Below are 22,776 nucleotides of genomic sequence, written 5' to 3'. Positions count from 1 at the left end.
TAGGGGAACGGCGTCAAAGGAGATAAACCATGTTTGCTCACAACAAACGATTGCAGTACACCGTCCGCGTCTCGCAGACCAATCCCGGTCTGGCGAACCTGCTGCTGGAACAATTTGGCGGGCCGCAAGGAGAACTGGCGGCGGCGTGTAGATATTTCACTCAGGCCATCGCCGAAGACGATCCTGGCCGCAAAGACATGCTGCTGGACATCGCCACCGAAGAACTGAGCCATCTGGAAGTGATCGGGACCATGGTGGCCATGCTGAACAAGGGCGCCAAGGGCGCGCTGGCCGAAGCCACGGAATCCGAGGCCGAGATCTACCGGCGCTTGAACGGGCCGGGCAACGATTCGCACGTGACGCAAGTGCTGTACGGCGGCGGGCCGGCGCTGACCAACTCGGGCGGCCAGCTGTGGAATGCGGGCTATATCGACACCATCGGCGATCCGTCCGCCGACCTGCGCTCGAACATCGCCGCCGAAGCCCGCGCCAAGATCATCTACGAACGCTTGATCAACGCCACGGACGACCCCGGCGTCAAGGAAGCCCTGGGCTTTTTGATGACGCGCGAAGTCGCGCACCAGCGGTCCTTTGAAAAGGCGCTGTATTCCATGGAGCCCAATTTCCCGCCCGGAAAGCTGCCGGGCGATCCGCGCTTTGCCAACGTGTACTTCAACATGTCGCAGGGCGAAGGCGATATGCGCGGCTCGTGGAACAGCGACGAAAACTTTACCTACGTGACGGCCCGCGAAGAGCAGCGCGCCATCGATGGCGACGGCATGGCCAGCGTCGGGCTGACGGAAGAAGAAACGCTGGCGCTGCAAGCCATGGTGGCGCGCACCGCGTCGGACCCCTCGGCGGACCCGGAGACGGGCGCGGAGCTGGGTCAGGGGCCGGGCGCCAGCGACAAATTGACCTGATGCCACGGGCGCTCTGGCAACCCGGATCGCGGGCACGATTTTTGCTCAATTCCGGCACCCCGTTCCGGGTTGTCATCACAGTGAGAGCCAAGCCATGCTTCCCATTCGAAAAGCGGTATTTCCCGTTGCCGGCCTGGGCACGCGTTTCCTTCCGGCCACCAAGGCCATGCCCAAGGAAATGCTCCCCATCGTTGACCGGCCCCTGATCCAATATGCCGTCGAGGAGGCCGTGGCGGCGGGCATTACCGAATTGATCTTCGTCACCGGCCGCAACAAGCGCGCCATTGAGGACCACTTTGACCGCATGCCCGAATTGGAACGCGACCTGGAGTTGAAAAACAAGGTGGCGTTGCTGGACAGCGTGCGCAACGTGATTCCCGATTCCGTCAAATGCGTCTACACGCGTCAGCCCGCCGCGCTGGGGCTGGGCCACGCCGTGATGTGCGCGGCGGCCATCGTGGGCGACGAGCCGTTCGCGGTGCTGCTGGCCGACGACATGATCGACGCCGACACGCCGGTGATCGGCGAGATGATGAAAGTGGCGCGCGAGTTCGAAGGCAGCGTGCTGGCGGTGCAACACGTGCCGCGCAGCCAGACCAATCAGTACGGCATCGTGTCCGGCAAGCCGGCCTCGCAAAGCGTCGTGCAGGTGTCCGGCATCGTGGAAAAGCCCAAGCCCGAGGACGCGCTCAGCGAGCTCGCGGTGGTGGGCCGCTACATTCTTGAGCCCCAGATCTTTGACGCGCTCAAGGCCACGCAACCGGGCGTGGGCGGCGAAATTCAATTGACCGACGCCATCGCGTCGCTGTTGCAGGATCGCAAGGTGTACGGCTACGAGTACGACGGCGTGCGCTACGACTGCGGCAGCAAGGAAGGGTTCTACCGCGCCACGATGGAAATCGGGCGCAAGTACCACGGCATGGTGGGGTGATGGGCTGGGGCGGGGCTAAGAGGCTGCCCCGCAGCCTTGGCCCCGCGCGGGGCCTGGAAGCCCTAAGCCGCCGCCGAGGGATGCCCGTTGCCGTTGGGGGCGTCGTTGCCGCTGCCCCGGTCGTCCGTGCCGGGCGCTGGCGGCGCGGCGGCCGGCAAGCGCTTGTGCGCGGTCGCGTCGTATTGCTTCAGGATCGTCTCGCGCGCATCGTCGCGTACCGGCCGGCCTTCCAGGAAATCATCGATCTCGTCGTACGAGACGCCCAGCGCCACCTCGTCCGGCAGGCCCGGCCGCAGCGATTCCAGGTCGGCCGTGGGGGCCTTGGTGATGAGCTTGGCGGGTGCACCCAGCACCACGCCCAGCGCGCGCACGCGCCGCTTGGTCAGACCGCGTAGCGGCAGCAGGTCGGCCGCGCCATCGCCGTGCTTGGTAAAAAAACCCATCAGCGCTTCCGCCGCCTGGTCGGTGCCGATGACCAGGCAGTCCAGCGCGCCGGCAATCGCGTATTGCGCCACCATGCGTTGACGCGCCTTGATGTTGCCAGCGACGAAGTCTTCCGCTGCCTTGTCGGTGAATACCAATCCCGCTGCTTCCAGCGCGTCACGCTGGGCGTTTACCGCCGGCTTGATATCGACCTGCATGACGTGGTCCGCGCGAATGAAGTCCAGCGCGCGCGCGGCATCCTCTTCGTCGTGCTGTTCGCCGTACGGCAAGCGCACCGCCACGAAGAACGCGCGGCGTCCCTTCAGGCGCAGCCGCTCGGTGGCCAACTGCGCCATTCTTCCCGCCACCGTCGAATCCACGCCGCCGCTGATGCCCAGCACATAGCCGGATTTTCCGGTGTCTGACAAATAATTTTCCAGGAATGCGATCCGGCTTTCGAGCTCGCGGGCCGAGTCGAAGCCTTGTTGGACGCCGAGTTCACACGCAATGGCAGCTTGGCGATCTTGCGTGTTGGTATTCCGAGCCATGATCAGGTCTCCCTCCACAGTTGCGAATGCGGCGGACCGGCGTCCGCCATGTGCACCTGAGGGGCGGTAGCAAGTACCGAACCCGGCCCCGGATAGTCGGGGGAAAGCGGCTGGCGTCAGTGCATTACCGGCGTGTCGCGCACGACGGCGGGCGGTTGGGAACGGCCCAGCCAACTTTCCACTTCCGTCTTCCAGCCGGCTTCCCAGGCGGCGACCTTGGCGCGCCATTCGGAGATGGGCTCGCCGGTGTGGCCGGGCATTTGTTGCGCCCGCAGGTAGGGGCAATCGAACAGGCTCCACCCGTTCCGGGCGGCCTGTGCACCCTGATTTTGGATGTCTTTTTCCATCTCGGAACCTTGATGTTTGTGTGAGCGCCGAGTATGAGCGCAGACCCTGACAGCTGCAATAGTGTGACAGCACTAGACGGCATAGCGTGGCGGGACCCCCGGGGTCCGGCTTGGGCACGCTACGTGCTGGACAACGCATGCCAGGCATCGCCGCCGTTCGGGCGGATCGGAGCTGAAATGAAAACGCCAAACCCTACTCAGCCGTCTTCGGACGAAGCTCAAGCACACGCTGCGCGCAAGTCCACTTCCGGCCGTGGGCCGTGGCGGCAGTTCGCAACCTTTATCGGAGCGCTTGTGGCGATCTTGCTCGTGGTATGGGCGGTAGCGATCTGGCTGCGATAGCGGCCGTTCCTTCTTTGAGGTGAGCCTTATGGAAGTCACCAATGAATGGCTGCTGCGATGGCAAACCGCGGGCGGCGGCTATAACCAAAAGCAGCTGGCGCTGCTGGGCGTGCCGTGGCCGCCCAAGCGGGGGTGGAAGCACGACGTGCTGGATACCGAAATTCCCGACGATGTGGCGCGGGCGTTTCAGGTGCTGGCGGGCCACCGGAGTTCCGGGCAAGGGCAGGCCGGCGCCTGAAGCGCGCCGCGTTCCCCCTTAGCCGCCGTCGCGCAGATGGCGCACGATGTCCAGCAGGTTGTCCAGCGACACCGGCTTGCTGATGTGCGCGGAATAGCCGGCTTGCAGCGCCTCGTTCATGTCTTCCTTCGAACCAAAGCCGGTCAGTGCGATGGCCGGCACCGCGCTGTCCGGATGCTTTTCGCGAATGGCGCGGATCAGCTCATACCCGTCCATGTCAGCCATGCCGATATCGGACAGCAGCAGATCGAACGGCGCATTCGCGAATGCTTCCAGCGCCTCGCGGCCACTGCCCACCGCCGTGACGCAGGCCTCTTCCATTTCGAGCAGCTCGCGCATGATGTGAAGAATATCCTCGGAGTCATCCACGATCAGCACCTTCAACCCTTTGAGGGGACTCTCGCCGGGTAGCGGCAGCTGCACTTCCTGTTGCTGTGTGTTGGCCAGCGCCATGCGCACGGTGAAGCGCGCGCCACGCCCATTGCCATCCGAATGCGCCTGGATGGTGCCGCCGTGGGCCTTGACCAGTTCGCTGGCCACCGCCAGGCCGATACCCAGGCCGGGGCTGGCCAGATTGCGCTGGCGCAGATCCGCCTGGCTGAACATGTCGAACACCTTGCCCAGGAACTGGGCGTCGATGCCCTGGCCGTTATCGATGACATCCAGCCGCAAGCGTTCGTCTTCCACGTCCAGCTTCAGCGTGACGGTGCCGCCCGGCGGGGTGAACTTGATGCCGTTGTTCAGCAGGTTCCAGATGATCTGCTCCACGCGCAGCGGATCGGCGTTCAGATGGATGGCGCGGTTGGGGTCGAACTCGCCGCGCAGCGTCAGGCCTGCCGTGCTGGCCACGGGGCCCAGCACTTCAAGAATGTTGGTGGCTATCGCGGTGATATCGAATATCGATTGGTTCAGGCCCAGCTTGCCCGTGCGCACGCGGGAAAGGTCGAGCAGGTCGTCGATGATGCGCGCTTGCCCTTTGACCGACCGCTGGATCAGGTCTGCCGAGCGGGCTGCTGCCGGGGAATTGCGCACCGCCGGCGTGCGCGCCAGCAATTCCGCGTTCAGCTGGATCAGGTTCAGCGGATGCTTCAGCTCGTGCGACACCATGGCGAAGAATTCGTCCTTCAGCACGTTGTCGGCGCGCGCACGGTCCAGGCGCGACTCTTGTTCGGCATCGCGCAGCTTCAGTTCCGTCACGTCGCGCACGATCTTCGCAAAGCCCTGATAGTGCGGGTCGTCCATGCGGTTGACGCCGCCCGTGCAGAAGATCAGGCCGCCGTCCTTGCGCCGGTGCCAGCGTTCGTCGGGCGCATAGCCGATATGCCGGGCGCGTTCCAGCTCTTTCTGTGGTCGGCCGGCTTCGTTGTCGGCGTCGGTAAAGATGATGGAGAACGACTTGCCGATGGCCTCTGAGCGGCTGTAGCCGAACATGGTCTCGGCGCCCACGTTCCAGTTGGTGATGATGCCGTCGTTGTCCAGCGTCAGGATGCCGAAGTCGCGCGCGCTTTCCGTCATCAGCTTCAGATGCGCTTCACCCAGCCGCACGCGGTCTTCGGCCTGGCGGCGGTCGGTGATGTCGATGAAGGTCAGCACCGCGCCTTCGATGCGGTGTTCGGCGCTGCGGTAGGGCAGCAGCCTGGCCAGATACCAACGGCCGGCATCGCTGCACACTTCGCGTTCCACGGCGCGCAGGGATTCAAACACGCCTGCCGCGTCGCGCGCCATGTCGGGGTAGTCCAGCCGATGCGTGATGTCCAGCAGCGAGCGGCCCGCGTCGCTGTTGATGACGTTGAACACGTCGGTAGCGCGTGGCGTGAACCACTGGATGTGCATTTTGCGGTCGACGAACAACGTGGCGATGTCGGTGGACGCAATCAGGTTTTGCAAGTCGTCGTTGATCTTGGCCGTCTCGTCCACCTTGGACTTCAGTTCGGCGTTGACCGTGATGAGCTCTTCGTTGACCGACTGCAACTCTTCCTTGCCCGTTTCAAGCTCTTCGGTGGCCGAGCGCAGCTCTTCGTTGATGGCCTGCAACTCTTCGTTGGAAGCCTTCAATTCTTCGGTGGAGGTCTCGGATTGTTCGATAGTGGATTGCAGCTGGTCCTTCGTGCCTTGCAGCTCGGCCTCCAGCTGCGTCAGCACGGCCGAGGCGCCGACGATGGGCGCGATGGCTTCGGGGCTCATCACGTCTTCCACTTCGTCAAACAGCACCAGCATGTAGTCGTTGGACGTTTCTTCGTGGCGAAACGGCCGCACCACCATGTTGACGTAGGCCTGGCGGTCTCCGATCTTCATCTTGACGCGGCGTGCCTCGACGCTTTTGCGCGTGTGCAGCGCCTGGAACATTGCCGTGCGCAGTTCGGTGCGCAGTTCCGGATAGACCAGGGACGGCAGGTTGCGCGACGGTTCGCCGCCGCCATGGCGCAAGAACCTGCCGGCCCGTTCCGACATGTGCACGATGTCGCTTTCGGCGTCCACGATGACACTGGGCGGCGCGTACATCTCCAGCGCGCGCTGGTGGACATCGGCGTACGACACCTTGTTGTGGCGGTTGCGCGTCAAGGGCGCGGCGGCGGTGCTGGGGCGTTCGAACGCGTGGGCGGCCGGCAACGCCGGCACGTTGCGCAGCTTCGCGGGCGTTTCCTTGGCCACGTAGATACGGTTGCGCTTGTCCACCACCTGGAACAGTCGGGGGCACGCATCGGCCGATTCCGAGCTGCCCAGGAACAGGTATCCCCCGGGCTTGAGCGCAAAGTGGAACATGCGCAGCACGTCTTGCTGCACCTCGCGGTCCAGGTAGATCAGCAGGTTGCGGCAGCTGACCAGGTCCAGCTTGGAAAACGGCGGGTCGCGCAGCACGTTGTGCACGGCGAACAGCACGCGTTCGCGCACTTCTTTCTTGATGCGGTATTCGTGTTCCAGCCGGGTGAAATAGCCTTGCAGCAGGCTGGACGGCACGTCCGCTTCGATTGCCATGGAATAGGCGCCCGCGCGGCCGGTGGCCAAAGAGGCCTCGTCGATGTCGGTGGCGAACAGCTGGATCTTCTGGCTGTAGTTGAGCGCGTCGGCGCGCGCGCTGAGCAGGATCGCCAGCGAATACGCTTCTTCGCCCGTCGAGCAGCCCGCGACCCAGACCCGCATGGGACTGCCGGGATTTTTCTGGTGGCGCTCGAACAGCTTGGCCAGCACGAAATTATCCAGCGACGTAAAAGCTTCTTTGTCGCGAAAAAATTGCGTCACGCCAATCAGCATGTCCGACAGCAACAGCGGCGTTTCTTCCACGCGGTCTTGCAGCAGCTTGCCGTATGCGGTCAAGGTGGACACGCCGGTCACCTGCATGCGGCGTTCGATGCGCCGCAGGACCGTCGCGGTCTTGTAATGGCGAAAATCGTGACCGGTGCGGGCGCGCAGCAGCGTCAGGATGTCGCGCAACGCGTTGCGGTCTTCTTTGTCGGGATCGGCTTCGTGCACCGCGTCGGCCGCCGATCCGGTGGCCTGGGACAGCCGCGGGATATGGATGGCCGCCATGTTGTCGGCAATCTGCTTGAGCCGCTCGGGCATGGCCGCCACCGGCAAAATGATGTCCACCATGCCGGTCGCGATGGCGCTGCGCGGCATGGCGTCGTGTTCGGCGTCTTCGGGCTGCTGCGCGAACGTGACGCCGCCCTGTTCCTTGATGCGCGCCAGGCCCACCGACCCGTCCGACCCGCCGCCCGTCAACACGATGCCGACCGCGCGCGTGGTGTGCACGTCGGCCAGCGTGCGGAAGAATTCGTCGATGGCGACGCGCGTGCCTTGCGGTTGGCTGGCGGGCGACACGCTTAAATAGCCGTCGTTCATCGCCAGCATCGAGGCCGGCGGGATGACGTAGACGTGGTTGCTCTGGATGCGCTGCGGGTGGGTCACCTGCACGACCGGCATGCGGGTCGTGGCTTGCAGGATCTTGTCCAGCACGCTTTCGTGGTCGGGCGACAAATGCACGATCACCACGTAAGCCATGTTGGATTCGTCGCGGGTGTTCGAAAAGAAGTCCTGTAGCGCTTCGATGCCCCCCGCCGAGGCGCCGAGGCCCACAACAGGAAAGTGCAAATCGCTGATGGCAAGACCCGGCTTGTTGACCGGCGCTGAAGGAACGTTGGACATGGGGGGGAGGGCTCGCGATGGGCTGCGTTGCCTGGGATGATACAGCCGGACAAGGCAGTCGGGGGGCCTGTGTCGGGTACGTGACTTGCTGCATGGCGGGCAGATTCCATTCCGGTCAGACACCCCTCATGCCAGACGTTTTCTCTTGCACCCAAGCGGCGCGCGACCCCGGCCGATGCGCCGGGTCGCTGGTCGTCATTTCTCCGCACCTGGACGACGCGGTATTCAGCTGCGGCAGCCTGCTTGCCCGGTGTCCAGGCACCACGGTCGTCACCGTATTCACCGGCGTGCCGCCAGACCCGGGCGTGCTGACGGACTGGGACAGCGCCTGCGGATTCGCCAGCGCCGGCGAATCGCTGCGCGCGCGCCATGAAGAAAACCGCCGCGCCCTGGGCATGCTGCGTTGCGAGGGCCGTTCGCTGGACCTGCTGGATTGCCAATATATCGACTGCCCGGATGCGGGCATGCCCCGGCTGACCGAGGCGCTGCTCAGCACGGTGCACGAGCTGGCGCCGGACGCGGTGGCGATACCGCTGGGCCTGTTCCATGGCGATCACATCCGGGTCAGCGACGCGGCGCTGCTGACCTGGGAAACCTGGCCCGGCATGTCATGGTTCCTGTATGAAGACGCGCCGTATCGCGCCCAGCCGGGCGCCGTGCAGCAGCGGCTGGTCCAGTTGCACGCGCGCGGGCTGATGCTGACGCCAGCCAGTTTCGCGGGCGATCCCGCAGACAAGGCAGACGCCATTGCCGCCTACGCCAGTCAGATCAAGGGGTTCAACGGCCTGCCCGAAGACCTGTCCCGGCCCGAGCGCTATTGGCGCCTGTCCAGCAAAGGGGACTGCCCGTGAGCGAAGAGCGCGTATCCATTGTGGTGCTGACCCACAACCGCTGGCGCGAACTGCGGCGCACGCTTGAACGGCTGGATGCGTTTTGCCGGGGCTACCCCGTCATCGTGGTGGACAACGGGTCCACCGACGGGACGGCCGATCATTTACAGCAGGAATTTCCGGCGGTGCTGCTGGTGCGCGTAGGCAAGAACCTGGGCGCGGCGGGGCGCAATCACGGCGTGGCTCAAGTCACCACGCCCTACGTCGCTTTCTGCGATGACGACACCTGCTGGGCGCCCGGGGCGCTGGAACGCGCGGCCGACCTGCTGGACGCGCATGCCGAGATTGCCGTGCTGAACGCCCGCATCCTGGTCGGCGCGGACGCGCGGCTGGACCCCGCTTGCGCGGCCATGGCGCAAAGTCCCTTGCCGGCGTTGGCCGGCATCGGCCCCGAGCTGGTCGGCTTCATGGCCGGGGCGAACGTGATGCGCACCCGCTCGTTCATGGACGCAGGCGGCTACTGGGAACCGTTTTTCATCGGCGGCGAAGAAACCTTGTTAAGCCTGGACATCATGGCTGACGGGGGCCGCATCGTTTACGCGCCCGACCTGGAAACCTACCACTGGCCGTCCAAGTCGCGCGATGCGCCGTTGCGTCGCCGGATGCTGGCGCGCAACGCCTTGTGGACCGCGTGGCTGCGGCTGCCGGCGGGCATGGCGGCCCGGCGCAGCCTGGCCGTGCTGCGTGATCTGCCCGGCTGGCCCGAGCGCCTGCGCGCCTGCCGCGACGCGCTGGCCGGATGGGAGTTGATCCGCGAGCACCGTCGCCGCCTGGACCCAGCCACCTGCGAAAAGCTCAACACCGTCTGGCAGACGGAAGCCGCAGGGTGACGCGGGGCGGTTCATCATTCCCATTGCAACCCACCGCGTCCGCCGTGGACGCCGTCAACAGGAGGATCCACATGAACACCTTGCCCCAGACCCGCCACCGCGAGGCGGCAGAACAAGCCGTACAGCTGGCCATGCCGATGCTGGAGGCGGCCCGCGCCGATCGGCGCGTAGGCGAGAGCGGCTTCTTGCACGTGGTGATCATGGACCCCCAGGCGCGGCCCGCCGACGGCGATTTTGAATCGGCCATCCTGTACGAAAAAAGCATCGGCGACACGTCCAGGTGGGACGCCGACTATGGCGCCTATGCGCGCGCCAAGGCGCGCTTGAGCTGGCGCACCGGCCGGCCCAGCCACGAGGTGCTGGCGTTGCAACCGCATCTGGTTGCCCAGGGCGACGTGCTGGTCTGGGGCAGCGCGGTGGTCGATGGCGTGGTGGTGGCGGTCAGCGGTGCCAACCCCTGGTTTGACGAAGCACTGTCCGGCGCCATCGCGCATCTGTTCAAAGCCTGCGTCCACGCCCAGGTGGACGCCCAAGCCAGCGCCTGAGCCAGCGCCCAAGTCCGCGCGGCCTGATTTTTCCGCGCCCCCTTTCACCCGGAACCGGTACGCGCGGAACGGCATTTGCTGGCCCCGGCGCTCATCGTTTTGAGGGCCGGTCCCATGAAAGAAGCAGACGCCAGCGCGAATGATTTCGCTCGCAAGGAAGTCAACCGCACCATCTGGGCGGCGCTGTGGAAGTATCGACGTCGCACCGGCGCGGCGGTGGCATTGCTGGTGGCCGCCAAGCTGTTGATGGTGCTGGTGCCGGTCGTTCTGAAAACGATCGTTGACACCTTCAGCGCGCCAGGCCCGCTGATGCTGCCCGTGTTCCTGTTGTTGGCCTATGCCTTGATCCGCTTTGGCGGCAGCGTGTTCACCGAGCTGCGGGATGTGGTCTTCGTCAAGGTGGCCCAGCGCACCGTCGCCGACTTCACGGTGCGAGTGTTCGGGCAGCTGCAACAGCTGGGCGCGCGCTTTCACGGCGCCCGCAATACCGGCGGCCTGGCGCGCGATGTCGAACGCGGCACGGCCGGCCTGGGTTTTCTGCTGGGCACGGGCTTGTTCACCCTGCTGCCCACCTTGGTCGAAATCGTTTCCGTGGTGCTGATCCTGGTGATGGGCTACAGCGCCTGGTTCGCGCTGATTGTCACGGTGACCTTCGTTGCCTATTTTTCCTACACCACGGTACTGGTCAGAAAGCGCGTTAGATATCAACGCCGATTGAACGAGCTGGATTCCCGGGCGAGCGGCCAGATGGTTGACAGTTTGCTGAATTACGAGGCAGTGAAACTCAACGCGAACGAAGCGCTGGAATCTTCGCGCCTGAGCCGCATCCTGAACGAATGGACCGAAGTGGGCATCCGCAACCAGCGGTCGTTGTCGCGGCTGCATGTGGGGCAGTCGGGCATCATCGCCTGCGGCGTGGCGGCGGTGATGCTGCTGGCCGGGCAGCAGGTGGTCACCGCGCAGATGACGGTGGGCGACCTGGTGCTGGTCAACGCCTACATCATCCAGATATGCCTGCCGCTCAATACGCTGGGCCTGATATTCCGGCAGGCCAAGGAAGCGTTTGTGAACGCCGAACGCGTGTGCGATCTGCTGCGGCATCCGCCTGAAACGGGCGATGACCCCAACCTGCCCGCGCTGGACCCGGGCGCGGGCGAAATACGTTTCGAGGGCGTGAGCTTTGGCTACGACCCCGGCCGGCAGATCTTGTGGGACATCGATTTCACCGTGCCCGCCGGCACCACGCTGGCGGTGGTGGGCGGCAGCGGCTCGGGCAAATCCACCCTGGCCCGCCTGCTGTTCCGTTTTTACGACCCGGATGCCGGGCGCGTCCTGATCAACGGGCAGGACCTGCGCACGGTCAACGTGCGCAGCCTGCGCCGCGCGCTGGGCATCGTGCCGCAAGACACGCTGCTGTTCAACGAGACCATTGCCTACAACATCGCCTACAGCCGGCCCGAGGCCACGCGCGACCAGGTCGTGCAAGCGGCGCGGGGCGCGCGGGTGCATGACTTTATCGAAAGCCTGCCCGACGGCTACGAGACGCCGGTGGGCGAGCGTGGCGTGATGCTGTCCGGTGGCGAACGGCAGCGCATCGCCATTGCGCGGGCCATCTTGAAAAACCCGTCCATCGTGGTGTTCGACGAAGCCACCTCGGCGCTGGATACGCGCACCGAACGCGCCATTCAGGGCGAGCTGGAGCGCATCTCGCGCGGGCGCACCACGCTGATCATCGCGCACCGCCTTTCCACGATTGTTCACGCGCATAACATTCTGGTGCTGGACCGGGGCCGTGTGATCGAGCAGGGCCGTCATGAAGACCTGCTCAAGCGGCAGGGCATGTATGCGCAGATGTGGGCGCTGCAACGCCAGCAGTCCGCCTTGGAAGAAGCCATGGGGCGCGAAACGCGCCAGCCGGTGAACCTGGTGGCCGTGGTGGCGGGCGTACTGGACGCCGCGCGCGAACTGGCGCAGGACAAGGGCGTGAACGTGTACACGACCATCGGCAACGAGGCCGCGCGCATCACCGGCGACCCCAGTTCGTTGCAGCAGCTGGTGTGGGACATGTGCCTGCACGCCATTGCCGTTACGCCGATGGGCGGCCGCATCGAGATACGCCTGCAACGCGAAGGGCAGATGACGCGGCTTGCCGTCACGGACGGCCGGACGGTGGCGGCGCAGCCGGATGAGCCGGAGGCCGTGCCCGCTGACATTTCGCTGAACATGCCCGAGCCGCTGCGCGCCGCCGCTGCGTTGGACCCGGCGCAATTGGCGGCGGAGGTGCAGCGCCAGGGCGGTGCGTTCCACAGCACCACGGGGCCGGCCGGCGGGCTGACCTATTGCGCTGATTTTCCGGTGCGCGCGGTAGAGGCGACCGCGTTGCGCGCCGACGTCGGCCTGCCCGACCTGCAAGGCGCCACGGTGATGGTGGTGGATGACCAGCCGGAAGCGGGCGACATGGTGGCAGAGATCCTGCGGTCCAACGGCGCCGACGTTTCGCAATGCACGACGGGCCAGGAAGTGTTGAAGGCGTTCGCCGACCTGCCGCCCGACCACTGGCCGCGCGTGCTGATCTGCGACCTGTCGCTGGGAGACATGGACGGCTACGAGGTCGTGGGCCGCATTCGCGACATGGAAGCGCGGCGCGGCGCGTCGCTGGCGCATCGCCTGCCGGCCATCGCGCTGTCGGGCCACGTCAGCCCCGAGTACCGCTTGCGCAGCTTGCTGGCGGGCTTTCAGGTGCATCTGGCCAAGCCGGTGGACCCTAACGAATTGCTGGCGACCGTGGGCGCAATGCTGCCGCCCGCCGGCGGCAAACGGGCTGAGAAAGGCACTGACAAAAGCACTGACAAAAGCACAGACAAAGGCGCAGAGGGCCCCGAGGCCTGAGCGTGCGATACGGCACTTCTTACCGTGCGTGTAAGAAGTGCCGTGTCCAAAACCCGACCCCTGAATATCGACACGTTGCATCGCCGTGGTGGCGTGCACTTTGGCACACCACTTGCTCATCGTTGGTTTGGAAACAGGCACGATCAACGGAGTCGGACCATGAAAAGAATTGCCATCATCAGTGAGCATGCCTCGCCGCTTGCAATTGCAGGCAGCGTGGACAGCGGCGGCCAGAACGTTTATGTGGCGAATGTGGCGCGCGAACTTGCGCGCGCCGGCATGCAGGTGGATGTGTTCACCCGCAAGGACAACCCCGCGTTGGAGGCCGAGCAGACCATGATGCGCGGCGTGCGTGTCGTGCATGTGCCGGCAGGTCCCGACAGCTACCTGCCCAAAGAAAAAATGCTGCCGTACATGGATGAGTTCTCGGCCTTCCTGCTGCGCTATTTCGGCCGGCAGGGGCGCGGCTATGACGTCATCCACGCCAACTTCTTCATGTCCGCGATGGCCGCGCTGCCCGTGGCCCAGCACTTCGGCATTCCGCTGGCAGTGACCTTCCACGCGCTGGGCAAGGTGCGCCGCCGCCACCAGCAAGAGGCCGACCTGTTTCCCGACGTGCGCTTTGATATCGAAGACGAAATCACGCGCCGCGCCGACCGTATCGTGGCCGAGTGCCCGCAAGACCGGGCCGACCTGATCGAACTGTATGGCGCCGACCCCCGTCGCATCGAGATCGTGCCTTGTGGTTACGACGCCGCCGAAATGGCGCCGCGTCCTGCCGCCGCTTCGCGCGCGGCATTGGGATGGGACGATTCCGCATTCACGCTGTTGCAGCTGGGCCGGATGGTGCCGCGCAAGGGCGTTGACAACGTCATTCGCGCCCTGGGGCGCCTGCGCCACCAGCATGGCGTGAACGCGCGGCTGTGCATCGTGGGCGGAAACAGCGATAGCGCCGACGAGGCCTCGACGCCCGAGATCGGGCGCCTGCGCCGCATTGCCGACGAAGAGGGCGTAGCGCAATGCGTGGAGTTCACTGGCCGCCGTCACCGCGATCAATTGGCCACCTATTACAGCGCCAGCGACGTGTTCGTGACCACGCCGTGGTACGAGCCCTTTGGCATTACGCCGGTCGAAGCCATGGCCTGCGGCAAGCCTGTGGTCGGCTCTGACACCGGCGGCATTCGCAGCACGGTGGTGCATGGCAAGACGGGTTTCCTGGTGCCGCCCCGCGATCCGGACGCGCTGGCGCAGCGCCTGGCCGAGCTGGCCGCCGATGCGCAATTGCGCGCCCGCATGGGCGAGGCCGGCCGGATGCGCGCGCGCCGTCTCTATACCTGGAAGCGGGTAGGCCAGGACCTGATGTCCGTCTACGGGCACATGGTGGCTGGCGCCGTCCACGCGGATCGCCACGCCACGCGCATTGCGGCTTGATCCGACATAGCCCTTGAATAACCCCGGACCGGGTCCGGACCAATCACGGAGTACACGATGACCGACCTTGCGAACAACCACTTTGAAAGCCTGAAAGGGCGCTGCGTGCTGGTGACCGGCGGAGGCAGCGGCCTGGGCGCGGCGCTGTGCGAAATGTTGGCGGCGGAAGGCGCCAGCGTTGCGGTGACCGACGTCGATGAACAGCGCGCCACCGCGCTGGCTCGCCAGCTGTCGGAGCAGGGCGCCAACGTCATGGCCTGCATCATGGACGTGGGTGTGGTGGCCGACGTGCGCGAAGGGCTGGACGCGGTGGTGCGCCAGTTCGGCAAGCTGGATGCCATTGTCAATAGCGCGGGCGTGGACGTGACCGCGCCCATCGACGACCTGGACCCCGACGTGTGGGAACGCGTGCTGCGCACCAACCTGACGGGGCCCTTCTTGATGGCCAAGCTGGGCAAGGACCGGCTCAGCCCGGGCGGCCACATCGTTAACGTGGCCTCCACCGCCGCGCGCCGCGCCTGGCCCAACGCCAGCGCGTATCACGCCAGCAAGTGGGGCTTGATGGGCTTGTCGCATGCCTTGCACGCCGAACTGCGCGGCGCGGGCATCAAGGTCAGCGCGGTGATTGCGGGCGGCATGCGCACCCCGTTCCTGCTTGACCGCTTTCCGGACATCGATACCAACACGCTGCAAGACCCCGCCAATGTGGCGCGCGCGGTGCGCTTCGTGTTGACGCAGCCGGAAGAAACGGTGGTGCCTGAAATCATGGTGCTGCCGATGAAGGAAACGTCATGGCCTTGAGGCCGGCGGTCTTTCTGGACAAGGACGGCACGGTGTTGGCGGACGAACCCTACAACGTGGACCCCGCGCGCATGGCCTACGCGCCCATGGCGCTGGCGGGCCTGTCGCGCTTGGCCGCCTCGGACCTGCCGCTGGTGGTCATCAGCAACCAGTCGGGCGTGGCGCGCGGCATGTTCGCGGCCAGCGCGCTGGACGCCGTGCACGTGAAGCTGGCGTCGATGTTCATGGCGGCCGGCGCCCACCTGGAAGGCTTCTATTGGTGCCCGCACCATCCCGACGGCGTGGTTCAGGGCTACGACATCGAGTGCGATTGCCGCAAGCCCAAGCCGGGCCTGCTGCTGCGCGCGGCCGACGAGCTGGGCCTGGACCTGCGCGCGTCCTGGTTCATCGGCGACATCCTGGACGACATCGAAGCGGGCAACCTGGCCGGCTGCCGCACCATCTTGCTGGACGTCGGCAACGAAACCGAATGGCGCGAGGGTCCCCACCGGCTGCCGCACTGCCGCGCGCCCGACCTGGACGCCGCCGCGCAGATCGTGCTGTCGAACCCGCCGGTGCCGCTGGCGCCGGGCAAGGGGTGACCATGGCCTGGAACTGGCAGGAATGCGCGCACGTGCTGTGCATACGCCTGGACAACATGGGCGACGTGGTGATGTGCACGCCCGCGTTTCGCGCGCTGCGCCAGGCGGGCGCACGGCGCCTGTCCTTGCTGACGTCCCATTCCGGCGCGCGCGTTGCGGCCTATATCCCGGAGGTGGACACCGCGCTGGCGTACGACCCGGCGTGGGTCAAGAACGATTCGCACGGCCGCGACCAGGACCTGGACGCCATCGCGCGTGTGCGGGCGCTGCGGCCCGATGCCGCCGTGATCTTCACCGCGTACAGCCAAAGCCCGCTGCCCGCCGCGCTGCTGTGCCACCTGGCCGGCGTACCGCGTGTGCTGGCGCACTGCCGCGAAAACCCGTATCGGCTGATCTCCGACTGGGTGCGGGAAACCGAACCGGCCTCGGGCATCCGCCACGAAGTGCAGCGCCAGCTGGACCTGGTGGCCAGCGTCGGGGCGCATTGCGACAACGCTCGCATGTCGTTCCGGGTCAGCGATTCGGACCGTTTTTCGCTACAGGCCAAACTGCACCGCGCGGGCGTGACCGAGACGGGCGGCTGGATCTGCGCGCATGCGGGCGCCACCGCGTCGTCACGGCGCTATCCGGCCCGGCAGATGGTGCAGGCGCTGGTCGAGCTGCGCGGCGATGGCCGCCGCATCCTGCTGCTGGGTGGGCACGAGGATGCCGAGCTGGCCGTGGCGCTGGCCGAAGCGCGGCAACTGCTGCCCGGCCTGATCGACCTGTCCAACGGCCTGACGCTGGGCGAACTGGGCGCGGCGCTTGAGGCGTCGGCGCTGATGATCTGCAACAACAGCGGGCCGGCGCACATTGCCGCCGCGTTGGGCGTGCCGGTGGTGGACCTGTACGCCCTGACCAATCCGCAACACACGCCGTGGCAGACGCCCGCGCGTGTGCTGAACCACGACGTGCCCTGCAAATACTGCTATCGCAGCGTGTGCCCGGAAGGACACCAAGCTTGCCTTGCCGGCGTTGCGCCCACTCAGGTGGCGACGGCGGCGCGGGAACTGTTGAACGAGACTCGCGTGGACCTGTTCGGTCCTCGCGCGGCCAAGGAGACCACCCATGTACACACTAGGCATTAACGCGGCCTACCACGACTGCTCCGCCACGCTCGTGCGGGACGGCATCGTCCTTGCGGCGGCCGAGGAAGAGCGCTTCACGCGGGTCAAGCACGGCAAGCGCCCGGTTCCCTTCACCACCTGGCAACTGCCGTACTACGCCATCGACTACTGCCTGTCGGTGGCGGATATCCGGCTGCGCGACGTGGATCACATCGTCTATTCGTACGACCCCGCGCTGCTGGCCGACGGCCAACCCCGCCCGCTGGATATCGCGCTGCCGCTGGAGCCATCGCGCGCCGGCTTCGGACCCAATGGCGAGTCCCCGTGGGACCCGCTGTTCTTGTCCTATCTGGTGAACGCGCCGCGCCAATTGCTGGATGGGGCGCCACACCATTTGAAGTCGCCGCGCTTTGACGACCTGACGCTGGAACATATCCTGGACCGCTGGGTGTACCTGGACCACCACCTGTCGCATGAGGCCAGCGCGTTCCTGGCCGCGCCGTGCAAGGAGTCGGCGGTGTTGACGATGGACGGGCGCGGCGAAAAGACCACCACCAGCTACGGCCATTTTTCAGGCGGCGAGTACGCGCGGCTCAAGCAGATCGACCTGCCGCATTCGCTGGGCCTGCTGTACGAGGACGTCACACGCTATCTTGGATTTTTGCATTCTTCCGATGAATACAAGGTGATGGCGCTGGCCTCGTTCGGCAAGCCGAAGTACCGCGCCGAATTTCGCGACATCCTGCGGCTGGAGGAAGAGGGCGGTTATTCCTTGCAGCCCGCTCGTCTGGCCGAGCGCTTCGGCCCGCCGCGCCGGCGCGGCGCGCCCTTTGAAGAGAAGCACAAGGACATCGCCAGCTCGTTGCAATACGTGTTGGAAGAGACCGCGCTGCACATGGTGCAGTGGCTGCATGAAAAGACGGGCGCCAAGGACCTGTGCATGGCGGGCGGCGTGGCGCTTAACTGCGTGATGAACGCGCGCATCGCCAAGGACGGGCCGTTCGATTCCGTCTGGGTGCAACCGGCGGCGGGCGACTCCGGCACGTCGCTGGGCGCGGCGCTGTACGTGGACTATCACCGGCGCGGCTGCAAGCGCGAATGGTCGATGGAACACGCCTACCTGGGCCCTTCGTACGGCGACGAGGAAATCGAACGTTTTCTCTACAACTCGCGCTTGGAGTTCCGGCGGCTGGACGACGTGGCGGGCGAGGCGGCCGCCTTGCTGGCCCAGGAAAAGATCCTGGGCTGGTTCCAGGGGCGCATGGAATTCGGCCCGCGCGCCCTGGGTGCGCGGTCCATCCTGGCCTCGCCGCTGGATAGCGGCATGCAGGCGCGCTTGAATGGCTTGAAGGATCGCGAGGACTTCCGGCCCGTGGCGCCCGTGGTGCTGGAAGAACGGGCGGCGGAATGGTTCGACGGCCGGGGCGCACCGTCGATCTGCGCGCCATTCATGCTGTTCGTCTATGACGTGCTGCCGCATCGCGCGCAGCAGATTCCGGCCGTGCGGCACATTGACGGCACGGCGCGCGTGCAAACCGTCAGGCACGATCAGAACCCGCGCTACTACGATTTGCTGGTGGCCTTTGAGCGGCTGACGGGCGTGCCCGTGTTGGTGAACACATCGTTCAACACGCGCGGGGAACCAGTGGTGTGTACACCCCGCGACGCCGTGGAATGCTTCTGGACGTCGCCACTGGATGCGCTGGTGATCGGTTCGTATCTGGTCGAGAAACCGCGATGAGCGACGACGCGTCCATTCTGGTGTCGGTGGTGGTGCCTACGTATCGGCGCCCCGACCTGCTGGCGCGCTGCCTGGAAGCGCTGGGCAACCAGCGTTTTCCGCGCGACCAGTACGAAGTGCTGGTGTGCGACGACGCCGCGCTGGCCAGCACGCGTCGCCAAGTCGAAGCCTTGCAGGCGGCCTGGGGCGGGCGGCCGGCACTGCGTTATCTGCCGGTGGTGGGCACACGCGGCCCGGCCGGCGCGCGCAACCAGGGCTGGCAAAGCGCTCGCGGCGAAATCATTGCGTTCACCGACGACGACACCATCCCCCAACCCGATTGGCTGGGGCATGGCGTGCTGGCGCTGCGGCCCAACCTGGCGGCGGTGACCGGCGTGACCGAAATGCCGCTGCCCGATCCGCCCAGCGACTACGAACGTGATGCGGCCGGCCTGACGCGGTCTGAATTCATCACCGCCAATTGCTTCGTGCGGCGCACGGCGCTGCAAGTGGTCGGCGGCTTTGACACCCGCTACACCATGGCGTGGCGCGAAGATTCAGACTTGCATTTTGCCTTGCTGGACCATGGCTTTTCGGTGCAGCGCGCGCCCTTGGCACGCGTGCTGCATCCGATGCGCCCGGTGCGGTTCGCGGCGGGCCTGGGCATGCAGAAAAAAGTGATGTTCGACATGCTGTTGCGCAAGAAATACCCCCTGCTGTATCGCAGCCGCATCCGGTCGCGCCCGCCACGCTTTTACCTGGGGGTGACGGCGGCGGCGGTGGGCGCGGTGGCGTTGGCGGCGCTGGGCTATTTCACTGCCGCCGTCGCGGCGGCGGGTGCGTGGCTGGCATTAAGCGTGCATTTCTTCATGCGGCGCTTGCGCGGCACGCGCCGCAGCTTGCGCAACGTGGTCGACTTGGCGATCACGTCGGCCTGCATCCCGCTGCTGTCCATCTGGTGGCGGCTGGTGGGCCTGCTGCGGTTTGCCAGGAGCGAATCATGACGCCGCTGTTCGATCCCTTGCGCCCGCCCGCCACGCTGGTGGTGTTTCGCGCCTTGCAATTGGGCGACATGCTGTGCGCCGTGCCCGCCTTGCGCGCATTGCGGCGTGCGTTTCCGCACACGCGCATTGTTCTGGTGGGCCTGCCCAACGCGCATGAGTTCGTTGACCGCTTTCACGCCTATGTGGACGAGCTGATCGAATTTCCCGGCATACCGGCCTTTCCCGAACAGCAGCCACGTCCGGACGATCTGCCGGCGTTCTACCGGCGCGTGCGCGCGTTGCACGCCGACGTGGCCTTGCAGTTGCACGGCAGCGGCACGCAGTCCAATCCCATCGTCGCGCAGTTGGGCGCGGGGCGCTGGGGCGGCTTTGTGGCGGACCCGACCGCGCAGATTCCCGGCTGCCGCATGTTGTGGCCGGACGACCTGCCCGAGCCGCGCCGCTATCTGGCCTTGTTGCGATACCTGGGGTTGCAAGCGGATGACGATGCGCTGGAATTTCCGGTGTCGCAGACCGATCAGCGCGATGCCGAGGCATTGATGCGCAAGCATGCGCTGGACCCCGCCAAGCTGATCCTGATGCACGTCGGCGCGCGGCTGCCGTCGCGGCGTTGGCCCTTGGAGCGATACGCGGCGCTGGCCGGCGAACTGTCGCGCCAGGGTTGGCAAGTCGCCTTGACCGGCATGCACAGCGAGATGCCGCTGGTGCAGTCGCTGCAAGACCAGGCGGGCGTGCCGCTGACCAACCTGTGCGGGCAGACCAACCTGGGCAGCCTGGCGGCGCTGCTGACGATGTGCCGTCTGCTGGTGTGCAACGACACGGGCGTGTCGCACGTGGCGGCGGGCGTGGGCGCGATGAGTGTCGTCATCGCCTGCGGCAGCGACCAGCGGCGCTGGGCGCCCATCGACAGCGCACGCCACGTGGTGCTGGCCGCCGACATGGCGTGCCGCCCCTGCGCGTTCGAGGAATGCCCGATCGGGCACCCGTGCGCCTTGGCGGTGACGGTGCCCGACGTACTGGGGCAAGTTCAACATCAACTCAAAGGGGCCGTGCAATGACGCAGTCCGTGGCGGCGCCGCGTCGGCGCCTGCGCATTCTGACCTGGCATGTTCATGGCAATTATCTGTATGCCCTGAGCCATGTGCCGCATGACTTTGTGGTGCCTTCCCTGCCGGGCAATCCGTCGGGCTATGGCGCGCTGGGCCGCAAGATACCGTGGCCCGCAAACGTGGTGCAGGTGCCCGCCGAGAACCTGCGCGGCATGGCGTTCGACTGCGTGCTGTACCAGTCGCGGCAGAACCTGGCGGATGCGCCGCGCTGGCTGAACGAGGCGCAACGCGCGCTGCCCAGCGTCTACCTGGAACACAACCCGCCCGAGCCGCATCCCACCGATACGATGCATCCCTTTCGGCACGAGCGTGGCCTGGTCGTGCACGTGACCCCGTTCAATGCCGCGATGTGGGACTCGGACGGCATGCCGGTGCGCATCGTCGAGCACGGCGTGCCGCCGCCCGATGTCAGCTATGACGGCGGCAACGCGCGAGGCATCGTGGTCATCAACCACCTGGGCCGCCGCGGCCGCCGCTTGGGCCGCGACTTGTTTGACCAGCTGCGCGCGCAAACGCCCATGGACCTGATCGGCATGGGCTCGGAGGAATTGGGCGGGCTGGGCGAAGTGCCCAATATGGAAGTGGGCGCCGTGATGGCGCGGTATCGCTATTTTTTCAGCCCCATCCGCTATGCCAGCTTGGGCCTGTCCTTGGTAGAGGCCATGCTGTGCGGCGTGCCGGTGGTGGGCTTTGCCACCACCGAACTGCCGACCGTGATCAAGAACGGTGAAAACGGCTATGTGGATACGCGGCCTGACCGGCTGCTGGCGGTGGCGCGGCAACTGGTGGCCGAGCCCGAACTGGCGCGGGCCTGGGGCGCGGCGGGGCGCCGGACCGCGCTGGAACGCTTTGGCATGGGCCGCTTTATTTCTGATTGGATAGACGTGTTCGACACGATCCTGGAGGCAGCATGATGAACGATATTCCACGTAGCGGCCGCGCGCTGGTGGCGGGCGGGGCGGGCTTTCTGGGCTCGCACCTTTGCTCGCGGCTGTTGAACGACGGGTGGGAAGTGATATGCGTTGACAATTTCCAGACGGGGCGGGCGTGCAACGTGTCGCCGCTGGCCGCGCACCCGCGCTTTACCGTCATGCGCCACGACGTGGTCGACAAGCTGCCGCGCGTGCGCGTGGACCGCATCTACAACCTGGCGTGCCCGGCCTCGCCCGTGCACTATCAGGCCGACCCGCTCAAGACGCTGCGCACCTGCGTGCTGGGCGCGATGCAACTGCTGGAACTGGCGCGCGATGTCGGCGCGCGGGTGTTGCAGGCCTCCACCAGCGAGGTCTATGGCGACCCGCTGGAGCATCCGCAGGGTGAAGGCTACTGGGGGCACGTGAACCCGGTTGGGCCGCGCTCTTGTTATGACGAGGGCAAGCGCTGCGCGGAAACGATTTTCATGGAATATGCGCGGCGCGAAGGCGTGGTGGTGAAGATTGCGCGCATCTTCAATACCTATGGGCCGCGCATGGCGCCGGATGATGGGCGCGTTGTGTCGAACTTCATCGTGCAGGCGCTGGCGGGGCAGCCGCTGACCGTCTACGGCGATGGCACCCAGACGCGTTCGTTCTGTTATGTGGACGACCTGATCGACGGCCTGGTCCGCCTGATGGAAAGCCCCGAAGACCTCGCGCAGCCGGTCAACCTGGGCAACCCGGCCGAACTGACGATGCTGGAAATGGCCGACATGGTGCGCAAGCTGACCGGGTCACGCGTGCCGCTGGTGCACCGCGAATTGCCGGTGGACGATCCCACGCACCGATGCCCCGACATCACGCTGGCGCGTACCCGGCTGGGGTGGAGCCCCAGGGTGGACCCGGCCGAGGGCATCGCGCGCACGGTGGCGTACTTCGCGGCCGAGGCCAAGCGCACGCGTCCGGCGGACGGGCCGGTCCAGCACGCCGAACACGCCGAACACCCCGAACACGCCGTGCCCGGCGCCAGCGTGCGCCGCTACGCGCCCGCCGACCGGGCATAG

19 protein-coding genes are annotated in these 22,776 nt (G+C 66.1%); 16 read left to right on the top strand and 3 right to left on the bottom strand.

Features of this window, described 5'->3' with window-relative positions; genetic code table 11:
- Positions 1–29: 29 nt before the first annotated feature.
- Together AC0Z35_RS27850 and galU are read left to right on the top strand one after the other, a co-directional pair.
- Entirely contained in the window at positions 30–920 is an 891-nt protein-coding gene (locus AC0Z35_RS27850) for a manganese catalase family protein (protein WP_104144158.1), read from the top strand.
- A 94-nt stretch (positions 921–1,014) separates the two neighbouring features.
- Positions 1,015–1,851 (top strand): UTP--glucose-1-phosphate uridylyltransferase GalU, encoded by an 837-nt coding sequence (gene galU, locus AC0Z35_RS27845; RefSeq protein WP_485133066.1) that lies wholly within the window; start codon positions 1,015–1,017, stop codon positions 1,849–1,851.
- A gap of 62 nt (positions 1,852–1,913) precedes the next feature.
- On the opposite strand, the gene nadE is transcribed toward galU, so the two are convergent.
- Together nadE and AC0Z35_RS27835 are read right to left on the bottom strand one after the other, a co-directional pair.
- Complete coding sequence (gene nadE, locus AC0Z35_RS27840; protein WP_485133067.1) at positions 1,914–2,822, bottom strand: ammonia-dependent NAD(+) synthetase; 909 nt, start codon at positions 2,820–2,822, stop codon at positions 1,914–1,916.
- A 116-nt stretch (positions 2,823–2,938) separates the two neighbouring features.
- Entirely contained in the window at positions 2,939–3,169 is a 231-nt protein-coding gene (locus AC0Z35_RS27835) for a CrpP-related protein (protein ID WP_319304754.1), read from the bottom strand.
- Positions 3,170–3,539: 370 nt separating this feature from the next.
- Here AC0Z35_RS27835 and AC0Z35_RS27830 point away from each other — a divergent pair, with 370 nt between their 5' ends.
- Positions 3,540–3,749: a hypothetical protein gene (locus tag AC0Z35_RS27830; RefSeq protein WP_046807136.1), complete on the top strand. Its 210-nt coding sequence runs from the start codon at positions 3,540–3,542 to the stop codon at positions 3,747–3,749.
- 18 nt (positions 3,750–3,767) lie between these two features.
- Here the strand turns inward: AC0Z35_RS27830 and AC0Z35_RS27825 are convergent, their stop codons facing one another.
- The gene (locus tag AC0Z35_RS27825; RefSeq protein ID WP_104144155.1) at positions 3,768–7,892 is read right to left on the bottom strand and encodes a CheR family methyltransferase; all 4,125 of its coding nucleotides are present in this window, start codon (positions 7,890–7,892) and stop codon (positions 3,768–3,770) included.
- Positions 7,893–8,020: 128 nt separating this feature from the next.
- Between AC0Z35_RS27825 and AC0Z35_RS27820 the strand changes: the two genes are divergently transcribed.
- The 13 genes from AC0Z35_RS27820 (at position 8,021) to AC0Z35_RS27760 (ending at position 22,776) form a co-directional block, all read left to right on the top strand.
- Positions 8,021–8,743 carry a PIG-L deacetylase family protein gene (locus AC0Z35_RS27820; protein WP_485133068.1) on the top strand — a complete coding sequence of 241 codons (723 nt, stop codon included), beginning with the start codon at positions 8,021–8,023 and terminating at the stop codon, positions 8,741–8,743.
- A complete protein-coding gene (locus AC0Z35_RS27815) occupies positions 8,740–9,612 on the top strand; it encodes a glycosyltransferase family 2 protein (protein WP_104144153.1) in 873 nt (290 codons plus the stop codon). Before AC0Z35_RS27820 ends, AC0Z35_RS27815 begins: the two co-directional genes overlap by 4 nt.
- A 71-nt stretch (positions 9,613–9,683) precedes the next feature.
- Positions 9,684–10,157, top strand: a complete 474-nt coding sequence (locus tag AC0Z35_RS27810) for a hypothetical protein (protein WP_219990724.1) — start codon at positions 9,684–9,686, stop codon at positions 10,155–10,157.
- Between the two features lie 114 nt (positions 10,158–10,271).
- Positions 10,272–13,046 (top strand): ATP-binding cassette domain-containing protein, encoded by a 2,775-nt coding sequence (locus AC0Z35_RS27805; protein ID WP_485133069.1) that lies wholly within the window; start codon positions 10,272–10,274, stop codon positions 13,044–13,046.
- A 159-nt stretch (positions 13,047–13,205) separates the two neighbouring features.
- Positions 13,206–14,477, top strand: coding sequence for a glycosyltransferase family 4 protein (locus AC0Z35_RS27800; RefSeq protein ID WP_485133070.1), 1,272 nt, complete (start codon positions 13,206–13,208; stop codon positions 14,475–14,477).
- Positions 14,478–14,534: 57 nt separating this feature from the next.
- Entirely contained in the window at positions 14,535–15,278 is a 744-nt protein-coding gene (locus AC0Z35_RS27795; protein ID WP_485133071.1) for an SDR family oxidoreductase, read from the top strand.
- Positions 15,269–15,859 carry a D-glycero-alpha-D-manno-heptose-1,7-bisphosphate 7-phosphatase gene (locus AC0Z35_RS27790; protein WP_046807143.1) on the top strand — a complete coding sequence of 197 codons (591 nt, stop codon included), beginning with the start codon at positions 15,269–15,271 and terminating at the stop codon, positions 15,857–15,859. The genes AC0Z35_RS27795 and AC0Z35_RS27790 overlap by 10 nt, the downstream gene beginning before the upstream one ends.
- A 2-nt stretch (positions 15,860–15,861) precedes the next feature.
- Entirely contained in the window at positions 15,862–16,986 is a 1,125-nt protein-coding gene (locus AC0Z35_RS27785; RefSeq protein WP_052946115.1) for a glycosyltransferase family 9 protein, read from the top strand.
- Positions 16,967–18,706 (top strand): carbamoyltransferase family protein, encoded by a 1,740-nt coding sequence (locus tag AC0Z35_RS27780; RefSeq protein ID WP_485133072.1) that lies wholly within the window; start codon positions 16,967–16,969, stop codon positions 18,704–18,706. The genes AC0Z35_RS27785 and AC0Z35_RS27780 overlap by 20 nt, the downstream gene beginning before the upstream one ends.
- Complete coding sequence (locus tag AC0Z35_RS27775; RefSeq protein ID WP_485133073.1) at positions 18,703–19,689, top strand: glycosyltransferase family 2 protein; 987 nt, start codon at positions 18,703–18,705, stop codon at positions 19,687–19,689. The genes AC0Z35_RS27780 and AC0Z35_RS27775 overlap by 4 nt, the downstream gene beginning before the upstream one ends.
- A complete protein-coding gene (locus AC0Z35_RS27770; RefSeq protein ID WP_485133074.1) occupies positions 19,686–20,747 on the top strand; it encodes a glycosyltransferase family 9 protein in 1,062 nt (353 codons plus the stop codon). The genes AC0Z35_RS27775 and AC0Z35_RS27770 overlap by 4 nt, the downstream gene beginning before the upstream one ends.
- On the top strand, positions 20,744–21,712 hold the full coding sequence (locus AC0Z35_RS27765; RefSeq protein WP_046807147.1) for a glycosyltransferase: 969 nt from the start codon (positions 20,744–20,746) through the stop codon (positions 21,710–21,712). The genes AC0Z35_RS27770 and AC0Z35_RS27765 overlap by 4 nt, the downstream gene beginning before the upstream one ends.
- The gene (locus AC0Z35_RS27760; RefSeq protein WP_082134641.1) at positions 21,712–22,776 is read left to right on the top strand and encodes a UDP-glucuronic acid decarboxylase family protein; all 1,065 of its coding nucleotides are present in this window, start codon (positions 21,712–21,714) and stop codon (positions 22,774–22,776) included. Before AC0Z35_RS27765 ends, AC0Z35_RS27760 begins: the two co-directional genes overlap by 1 nt.

Source organism: Achromobacter sp. 1L-A-4-B-C2, assembly GCF_057291955.1.
The sequence above is the reverse complement of the archived record's forward strand: the minus strand, read 5'-3'. Positions and strand labels throughout refer to the sequence as shown.